Genomic DNA, 8,960 nt, shown 5'->3' with positions numbered 1-8,960 from the left:
GGTTGATGCGTGAGAACACCAATCATCGCAGTTCGGAAGGCACTTTCCCTATTCCGGGGACGGCCCGCCGCTGATTACGTCCATGGATCGAGGCTAAGGGCTCGAGCTCACGGGGGAAACCATTTACACCGGGCACGGCCAGGGACGGTCACCGGATGACTGGCTCCAGTCGTTGCCGCAGGTTGCTTGGTACCGGCAGTTGGACAATCACTGCTCTTGATCTGCCGGCTCGGGTAGCCGCACTGCTCGATCAGGATCAGGCCCGCCTCAATCCGGTGTATCGCGTTGCCTACCTATGCAAGACGTACCGATGTTCGTTGGTAACACACCGTTTGCCAGGAAACACCGGCGCCTCTGCGCATTCCCCCGGTTGAAAAGTCCACTCGGACAGCATCTTTCACTGCGCTCGATTCGGCGGAAGAGGATGTCCTGGGCCGCAGTTGGTCTCACTGCCGGCCGCGGCCGCCCCGGCCGATTCGGACCGCGCCGGATGCGGCTTCTCAGCCGGTCACATGGGAAACAGGAGTGTAGTGACTCAGAACTGTGTGTGGCGTACCACACGCCATTGAATTCGACGCCTAAGGTCTGACTCGGTCCGCCCATCAGGGGCAGCTGAGTGGAGGGGTTCGAGGAATGAAGTTCGAGAAAATCACTGCTGTCGTCTTCATGGCCATCTCGGCCGTGGGTATCACCGCGGCAACCGCCCATGCGGAGCCGGCCATATCGGAGCAGCCGACTGCTGTGACTGCGGGGGACACGACTTCCGGTGTGGATCATGGAATCAACTACCGGATCACCGTTTCGCCAGTCGACAGGGTCATTGTCACCACCGTCGAGAATGGCAAGTTCGAGACCGCACAGGACGGTGCCGCGGTGCTCGAGTCCGGCGACGGAGCGGCGGTGACCGAAGTGCCGCAATGGTTCGAGGTCGACGGGCGTTCAATCGCGATTGCGCAGCACATCGGTGCGGACGGCCGCACCCTGACGCTGACACCGACCCCGGCAGCGGAAGATATTGCGCAACTGAAGGACATCAGCTCCTACGACCGACTCAAGGAGCAGATCAACAAGAACCTGCCTGGCATCGTCACCGGCGCCATCGTGGGCGGCCTCCTCGGGGCTTGTATGTTCCTGATATGGGGGATCGCCATCCCCGTGGGTGCGCTGATCGGTGGACTCATCGGCGGATACGTCACGGGCGGCCCGGAGTTCTCCGACGCCGTACAAGCGTGGGCCACCGGCCAGCCGTGATCACGGACAGGTGAAATAGAGGCCAACCGGTCGAGTTGGGGCTCTGCGGGGTTTACGAAGGATTCGGATTGCGTGTTCACAATCGTTCACCCGTGACCGATTCGTTCGTCCGCCCCGCAGGTCCCAGGCATGTTCGGTCAGCGCGGTATGCGGTAGCGGATGTTGCCCCGCAGAGCTGCGTCCGAAAGGATGAGCCCCGCAACGAGTCTGATACCGAACTGTAGACAGGTGAAATGATGTCCGCCTCAGCAGAGCGTCAATCATCCGATTCCATCGCTGGGAGCCGAGGCACACGAGAATTGCCCAGCCCTAAGGTACTTCGGCTGATTATGAGCGCATACCCGCCACTCTTGTTCGCTGGTGTGCGCGTCGCTCATATCGCGGACGACTGGACCTCTGTGCGTGCTACCCACAGGGTTCGTCCATGGAACTGCAACCCGAACCGGTCCGCATTCGGTGGCACCTTGTACTCGATGACAGATCCGTTCTTCGGGATCATGGCCCGCGGTCAGCTCGGGCGCGGCTATCGGGTCTGGACGAGCGCCGCAAGCATTGAGTTCATCGCTCCCGGCCGTGAGATGGTGACCGCCACCATGTCGCTCCCGTCTGAACACGCGGCGGCGATCCGTGACGCCACGAGCGACGGCAGCAAGTCGATCACGGCTCACACCACCGAAATTGTTTCCGATCAAGGCGTTCTAGTTGCCCGAGCCACCCAGCAGCTGTATGTGCGTCGCATCTACCAGTGACCACAATATGGCCCACCATCTTCAATCCCGACCCGCAAACGCCCTGAACCCGCACGCATTCCAGGACGTTCGCCCGCGAGTCGGCTACCACAGATGATCTCTACGCGTTGATCTTCCAACGCCGGCGGGTCTCGGTCGGTTGAACCGCCCCGGTTTGGTGCTCACCGTTGCTCTTCCAAGGAGATTCGATGGCCGACTCGACCCACGTGGGTTGCGACAATGTAATGCGTTTGGTTGGGCGTTGCCTGCGTGCATTTCCCGGCAGGCAACGCCGTTCGGTGATCAGTGGCCTGCAGTGACGAGGTTGTCGTCGATGAGGTGCAGGCGGCGAGCCAGGTCGGAGACGAAGACCCGTTCGGGGTCGACGCCGTCACGGATGCGCCGCCATTCCTCCAATCGCGGGTACATCGCGCGGATCATCTCCGGGGTGGTGCGGGAGTCCTTGGCGAAATACAGCCTCCCGCCGGCATCGAGGACCCGCTGATCGAGTTCGACACAGAATTCACCCAGCCCTGGTTTGAGCGGAAAGTCCAGGCTGAGCATGAATCCCGGATGCGGCCACGACAGCGGGGCTGCGTTGGCGGGGCCCATGCGTTTGAACACGTTCAGGAATGACCGGTGCCCGGAGTGCGCGATAGCGCGCACCGCATCGGCCAACTTCTGCTCGGCACCGAAGGGCATGGAGAACTGGTACTGCAGGAATCCGCGGCGACCGTAGGCGCGGTTCCATTCACCCAGCAGGTCCAGCGGGTGATAGAACTGCGTGAGATTCTGGATCCGTCCGCGCGCCTGGCGCGGATACACCCGATGTGCGGCTTCGGCCGCGATGCGGATGGTGAGGTTGTTGACCATGCCGTTGGGGAAGACGTCGGGCACGGTGAACAGTTGTGGTGCATCGAATTTCAGAGGTTCGCGGCGCAGCTTGGCCGGTAGCTGATCGAGCGTGGCCAGTGAGCCGCGGCTGAAGCCGGCACGGCCGAGTTTCGCGCCGGTGATCCAGCGAGAGCACATGGTTGCCGAAACTACCGTGGGAGTGGTGGTTCTTGCCGTGGATGTCGGAGGCAATCGCGCCGCCGACCGTGACCTGGCGGGTTCCCGGCAGCACCGGAACCCACAAACCTTGGGGCAGGACGGTTTTCATGAGTGTGTCGAGGCTGACGCCGGCATCGACGTCGACTACGCCGGTGTCGGGGTCGATGTCGTGGATGCGGTCGAAGGTGGTCATGTCGATGACGAGGCCACCGCCGTTCTGCGCGGGATCGCCGTAGCTGCGGCCCAGCCCGCGGGCGATGACCCCGCGTGATCCCGCCGTGCTGACCGCTCGAGCGACCATGTCGAGGTCGGGCGTGGAAAGTACCTGCGCCACAGATGATGCGGTACGGGCCCACCCGGACAGCGGACGTTGGTCGATCATCGATCCCCCTTGGATGAAATTCACCTCGTCACGGTAGCCGTGCACCGGAGGACGCTGCCAACACGGACGTGCAGGCGACGTCTGGACCGATTCGAACCGCGCACCATGCGGTGTGGTCTCAATGGGTTGTAATGAGCCATCGCCCAGGCGTTTCGAGCTCGTTGGCAGTCATCTCGTCGCGAGAACCACGTCCGGGATCCCAGTCGTCGGCTGGCCCGTTAGCTGTGGGTTCGTGCTGAAAGTTGGGATCGGTAGGCGGCGCGCCTGGTATCTACTTACCCCATGACATCTTCTCAACCTCCCTCGGACCAACCGCAGTCCGCCGGCTTGGACAAAAAGACCAGCGCGATCCTGTCGTACGCGCTGGGGTGGCTCACCGGAATCATCTTCCTATTTGTGGGAAAGAACGATCCCGATGTGAAATTCCATGCCTCGCAATCGATCGTCTTCTTCGGGGCGGTCTCGGTGGTCAACATTGTTCTGAGCATCGTCGGCTCGCTCCTCGGAGCCCTGGGGATCATCTTCAGCCTCGCCGGACTCGCAGTCGCGGTCTTCTCGGTCGTCGTCTGGATCATGGCCATGGTCCAGGCGAACAACACCGGCGGTGTCCGCGCGGAGCTTCCCATTGTCGGGAAGTTCATCGCCCCTTATGCCGATCAGTTGGCCAATTCGGTCAAGTAGCGGCGCATTCGGAGTCCTCAGCTGGATTTCGTAATTCGATGATGCTGACGGCACTGCGGCCAGCTGCGACAGTCCGAAGATCAACGGCCCGGGGCTATCTCGGGCCGTTGGCGTCCGCGCGGAACGTCCGGAACTGCCGAGTTCCGTGCGACCGGTGCAATCCCTCACAATCCGGCGTAGAGCAGCAAATTCACGCCAATCCCTCAGCTGTAGTGCACGTTTAGAACAGTTGGGTTGGCCGTTCATGCCTGCACGGCAGCGCACTCTCCTGCCGCTTCCCGCGCTGACCGAGTCGGCCAACGCGGGGTGACGGAAGATCAACTGGCCGTGTCGATCCGAGGCTTGCGAATGCCCGCCAATGCCGAATGTCGAGCCCTCGAACTTCATTCCCAGCGAGCCGCACGCATGCCTGTACAATCGCCGAGATCGGTTGGGGGGTAGAGAATTATGATGACCGCATTGATCGCCGCCTTCGCTGGGGTTCTCGGTATTTCGGTAGGCCGCTACTGGGACACCCGCGCAGAGTCGGTGCGCTGGCGCAGAGATCAAACCACGACCGTCTATCAGCGATTCGCCGAGCAGTTCAAGGCCTTCGACGAAGCCCTCCGCGTCGTTGCATTCGCTGATCCGTCGTCTGCGGACTACCAGCGCTTGGTCGACCAAGTTCGTACAGAGCAGTTCCCGGCATGGGACAGTGCGCTCGCCGCCCTGTGGCTGCACGGTGACCGAGACGTGGTGCTCGCCGCCGTGTCTCTCGACAGAGCTATTGCGAAGCTCTTCTACGACGCGTTGGACCGGCAGGTTGGGTCGATCGAGGAGTGGAGAAAGGCCGGAAGACCCGCGCGGCAGGCATTCGATCGCTTCATCGAAACGGCACGCAGGGAACTACGTTTGCCGGCGGTACCCGTGAACTTCTACGTCGGTGCGATCGACCCCGTCGCGTCCGAGGAATGATAACGGCGAACGTACTACCTTGCCGCGTATGGCGCACGAACGGGGTGGTGGGCATGAGAGGATCTCGCTCCCTGTGACGAGCTCGGATGCCAGAGTGCCGGAGCGGAGTGCTAGCTGCCGGGCAGCAGGTTCGAACTGCCGGATCCGATGCTGCCGCCGCCACCGCAGCCACCCTGCTGGGGCTGCTGCGCCGTCGGCGTTCCGGGAGGTGCGGCAACCACGACCACCGTCAACGAATCCGCGAAACTGCCGCCGCGGGTGGACAGGGTGTGAGTTCCCGCAGTCAGTGGAACCCAGGTGACGGACACCCTCGAGCTTCCGATGCAGGCACCGTTGTCGTAGAAGCTGCTGACAGGGCTTTGGATACTCACGCCATCGTAGGGCGCGGTGAACGAATAGCTTTGTCCGACAACGAAAGACGCGGGCGTCGTGCAGGTTCCGCTCGAGCAGTCCTGCACCTCGATGCCGTGGATACCAGCGGTGGCGAGGGCCGGGAACAGTGCGGTGAGGGTTCCGGCGACGCTGACAAGGGTTGCAGCCCAGGCGATGTGGCGTGCGCGGCGGTTTGTGGCGGGCATTGGAGACTCCTTGCTAGTCCAGATTTCTGGTCGAGCGGAATCCTGCCTTCACCCGCAGTGAAATGTTCTCGCTTCACAAAAATGGGTGACCCCCGACTTACAGGGGCACCGAAACCGGGGTCAGTCCGCGGCGGAGTACGGCGCGGAGGTCACGGTCGTACAAGCGAACACCATGCACACCAACACGATGCAAACGTCCTGTACTGCCGCATACCGCGTTGACCGAACCGGCCAGCGCGGGGCGCCATCGGCCGGAACCTGGTGCGGCGCAGAACGTCCGCTAGCCGAGTTGAGGACACGGCTGGAAATGCCCCGGCGCGTGAAGCTGTGACCTAGCAACCGGAAAGCTCGGCCACAGCCTGTTTCGCGGTCACGGTTTCGGCGATTCGCAGCGCGGATTCACCCGCGTACAGCGCGGCCCGATCCGCCCAGGATTCCGGCATTCCTTCCAGCGGAGCCAGCGGACTGAACAGTGGTAGAAACGACCGCTGAACCTTGATCGCAGCCGCAGTACTGCTTTCCGGTGCGAGGCGTCCGAGCGGGCCGCTTCGCGCATTGATCAGTGCTGGCAACCGCCGCGCTGTCCCGTCCGGGAAGCACCAGCGCTGGGTGACGGCGTTCGGGACCACTCGATGCCGAGCGGGCCATCCCAGCCCGAACAGGCATGTCTCGATAGTCTTTTCGGCGGTCAGCACGCGCTGCCGATACTCCTCTTGAGCCTCCGACTCCACCGTCAGAAGGAAACGAGTCCCGGCGACCACTCCCGAAGCACCCGCCGCAATCGCGGCGGCGGTGTCAGCCGAGCACGCCACTCCACCCGCCATCAATACCGGACGACCCGCAGCGATCTCGACCGCACGAGGCAGAAATTTCAGCGCCGCAACAGTTCCCAGCAGATGGCCACCGGCTTCGCATCCTTGAGCAATAAGCGCATCGGCATCCCATGCCATCGCCTCCTGCGCCTGAGCTTCGGTTCCCACCATCACGATGACGAACACCCCGGCTTCATGGAGTTCGCGCACCAGGCCCGCGTCGCCGCCAAATGCGATCACCGCCGCATCGATCCGTTCACTCAGGCACATCGCGACATGCCTACGCCGAACTCCCGGCATCAACAGATTGACCACCACCGCGCGCTCCGCGGCCTCGTCGCGAACTCGCCGGATCGCGGCACGCAACTCCTCCGGTGGACGCAACCCGATCGTCCCGAGCCCACCAGCAGCCGCGACCGCCGCAGCCAACCGGCCACCGGCGATACTGCCCATTCCAGCCTGTGCGACCGGAACATCCAGCCGAAGCCTATCCAGAAGATCCACAGACCAGACCCTAATCCGATCGGTGAGAACCGGCAGTGGACAACCGATGTCACCCTGCCGCGAACGCACTCATCTGCCGCAGAGCGCGTTGTTCGGACCGGCGAGCGCGGGGCATCGGAAGATCGACTGGCCGTGCCGATCCGAGGTCTGGGACCCGGTCACGATGCTCGATGACGCCGATGCGGACGGTAGGAGGTCAATCGGACTTCGCCTTGCGCTCAGCCAGTCGCGTCGTGAGCTGGGCGAGCACATGATCGGGAACCAGCCCGGAGACGTCGCCGCCGAGCCCCGCGACCTCTTTGATCAGCGACGATGAAACGTAGCTGTACTCCGAATCGGAGGCCACGAACAGCGTCTCCACATTGGACAGCCGGTGGTTCATCTGCGACATCGTGAGTTCGTACTCGTAGTCGCTCACCGCGCGCAGGCCCTTCACCACGGCGCGCGCGCCGTGCTGCACGCAGAAGTCGACGAGCAGCCCGTCGATGGCCTCGACGCAGACGTTCGGGTATTCGCCGGTGACGTTGCGGATCATGGCGATCCGCTCCTCGGCGGTGAACAGCGCGCGCTTGCCGACGTTCTTGCCGACGCCGACGATCACCTCGTCGAACAGCGTCGCGACGCGGCCGATGATGTCCAAATGGCCGTTGGTCACCGGGTCGAAGGAGCCCGGGCAGACCACGCACCGGATGACCGATTCGCCCATGATCACTTCGCTATCTTCGCCGTCGTCACCGTCCGGGTGAGGGCCCGGGAGGTCAGCCGTCCCACTGCCCGTGCTCCCAAACGGCCGGATGCTTCCGGATGCGCGGCTCTCGACGCACCATATTGCCGCATGCCGCGCTGACCATACCGGCCAGCGCGAGTCACGGGCGGCCGAAACCTGGTGCGGTGCAGCACACCCGCACCGAGTTGCGGATGACGGTCCAATCTCGCGCTTCGATCTCGACTCCGGCAAAGTCCGATGGCAGGTGCCGTGTGACACCACCAGCGTCGACCTGTGGGCGCCCGCAGAAACTTCGCACCTGCCTGGTGACCGCGGTGCCCGAAACCGCCGATCTCACCTGACCTTCGACCCGAAGGCCGGAGCGCCGAGGACACAGCCATCGCCGGCCGCCTGGCCGACGCCGGGCGGCCGGGTCGACTTGCCCGCCGATCCGAGGCCGGCCGAACGCACTATGCCGAAACAGGATGTGTCCGTTCGCCAGTGAGCCTGTTACCAGGGCACTGTTCCGGCGTCGTCGAAGAATCCGCCGGTCGGTCCGTCATCGGGGAGGGTCGCGAGGTGAATCGCGATTGCCGCTCCCTGTTGGGGGGTGCGGTAGCCGCGGAAGCCGTTGAGGTCGGTGGCGGTGAAACCGGGGCAGCCGCAGTTGATCAGGATGTTGGTGTCGCTCAGTTCTTTTGCGTATTGGACGGTGACGGCGTTGAGGAAGGTCTTCGACGCTGAGTACGCGGCGGAAATCGGGCCGGTCTCGGTGCCGGGCGTGGTCTGCAGGGTGAGAGAGCCGACGCTGCTGGACATGTTCACGATTCGCGGTGATGTCGAGCCGCGCAGCATGGGCAGCATCGCGTTGGTGACGCGGATGACGCCGATCACGTTGGTTTCCACGGCAGCTCGCACGGTCGCGGGATCGACCGTCGTGGGCGTCTGTGGCATTCCGCCGGTGATCGCGGCGTTGTTGACGAGGACGTCGAGGCCTCCGGCTCGATCGGCGATGAGATCGGCCGCGGCGGCCACACTCGCGTCGTCGGTCACGTCGAGCGGTACACCGAACGCATCGGTCCCGGCCGCGCGTAGCTTCTCCACCGCGGTGTCGCGGCGTTGTAAATCCCGCGCGCCCACACCGATTCGCCAGCCGAGCGCGCCCAGGCCCGCCGCGATCTCGTATCCGATTCCTTTGTTCGCGCCGGTCACCAGCGCGATCGTCTGTGCACTCATACCGTCCATCCTGATCCGGCCTCGGGTAGCGCGTCCAAGACCGACCGGGTAGGCGGCCATACCGCACGGATATCG

The 8,960-nt window shown here is 63.7% G+C and carries 8 protein-coding genes and 1 pseudogene; 4 read left to right on the top strand and 5 right to left on the bottom strand.

All coding sequences use genetic code 11. The annotated features are described in order from the left end of the window. Nucleotides 1-633: 633 nt before the first annotated feature. Together ABZ909_RS40400 and ABZ909_RS40395 are read left to right on the top strand one after the other, a co-directional pair. Nucleotides 634-1,251: a hypothetical protein gene (locus ABZ909_RS40400; RefSeq protein ID WP_357011137.1), complete on the top strand. Its 618-nt coding sequence runs from the start codon at nt 634-636 to the stop codon at nt 1,249-1,251. Nucleotides 1,252-1,484: 233 nt separating this feature from the next. Continuing rightward, a complete protein-coding gene (locus ABZ909_RS40395) occupies nt 1,485-2,000 on the top strand; it encodes a DUF4442 domain-containing protein (protein ID WP_357011135.1) in 516 nt (171 codons plus the stop codon). Between the two features lie 282 nt (nt 2,001-2,282). On the opposite strand, the pseudogene ABZ909_RS40390 reads toward ABZ909_RS40395, so the two are convergent. Further along, nucleotides 2,283-3,414: pseudogene (locus tag ABZ909_RS40390) on the bottom strand (FAD-binding oxidoreductase). Nucleotides 3,415-3,696: 282 nt separating this feature from the next. Here ABZ909_RS40390 and ABZ909_RS40385 point away from each other — a divergent pair. Continuing rightward, nucleotides 3,697-4,095 (top strand): DUF4870 domain-containing protein, encoded by a 399-nt coding sequence (locus ABZ909_RS40385; RefSeq protein WP_357011133.1) that lies wholly within the window; start codon nt 3,697-3,699, stop codon nt 4,093-4,095. Nucleotides 4,096-4,545: 450 nt separating this feature from the next. Then, nucleotides 4,546-5,049, top strand: a complete 504-nt coding sequence (locus ABZ909_RS40380; RefSeq protein WP_357011131.1) for a hypothetical protein — start codon at nt 4,546-4,548, stop codon at nt 5,047-5,049. A gap of 110 nt (nt 5,050-5,159) precedes the next feature. On the opposite strand, the gene ABZ909_RS40375 is transcribed toward ABZ909_RS40380, so the two are convergent. From ABZ909_RS40375 to ABZ909_RS40360, 4 genes are all read right to left on the bottom strand, one after another. Next, on the bottom strand, nt 5,160-5,627 hold the full coding sequence (locus ABZ909_RS40375) for a hypothetical protein (protein WP_357011129.1): 468 nt from the start codon (nt 5,625-5,627) through the stop codon (nt 5,160-5,162). A 332-nt stretch (nt 5,628-5,959) separates the two neighbouring features. After that, the gene (locus ABZ909_RS40370; RefSeq protein WP_357011127.1) at nt 5,960-6,943 is read right to left on the bottom strand and encodes a nitronate monooxygenase; all 984 of its coding nucleotides are present in this window, start codon (nt 6,941-6,943) and stop codon (nt 5,960-5,962) included. Nucleotides 6,944-7,139: 196 nt separating this feature from the next. Beyond that, entirely contained in the window at nt 7,140-7,634 is a 495-nt protein-coding gene (gene coaD, locus ABZ909_RS40365) for a pantetheine-phosphate adenylyltransferase (protein WP_357011149.1), read from the bottom strand. 525 nt (nt 7,635-8,159) lie between these two features. Then, nucleotides 8,160-8,885 (bottom strand): SDR family NAD(P)-dependent oxidoreductase, encoded by a 726-nt coding sequence (locus tag ABZ909_RS40360; RefSeq protein WP_357011125.1) that lies wholly within the window; start codon nt 8,883-8,885, stop codon nt 8,160-8,162. Nucleotides 8,886-8,960: the final 75 nt, after the last annotated feature.

Origin of the sequence: Nocardia sp. NPDC046763 (genome assembly GCF_040645495.1) — a bacterium.
Lineage (GTDB): Bacteria > Actinomycetota > Actinomycetes > Mycobacteriales > Mycobacteriaceae > Nocardia.
This window is presented reverse-complemented; position numbering and strand designations above follow the sequence as displayed.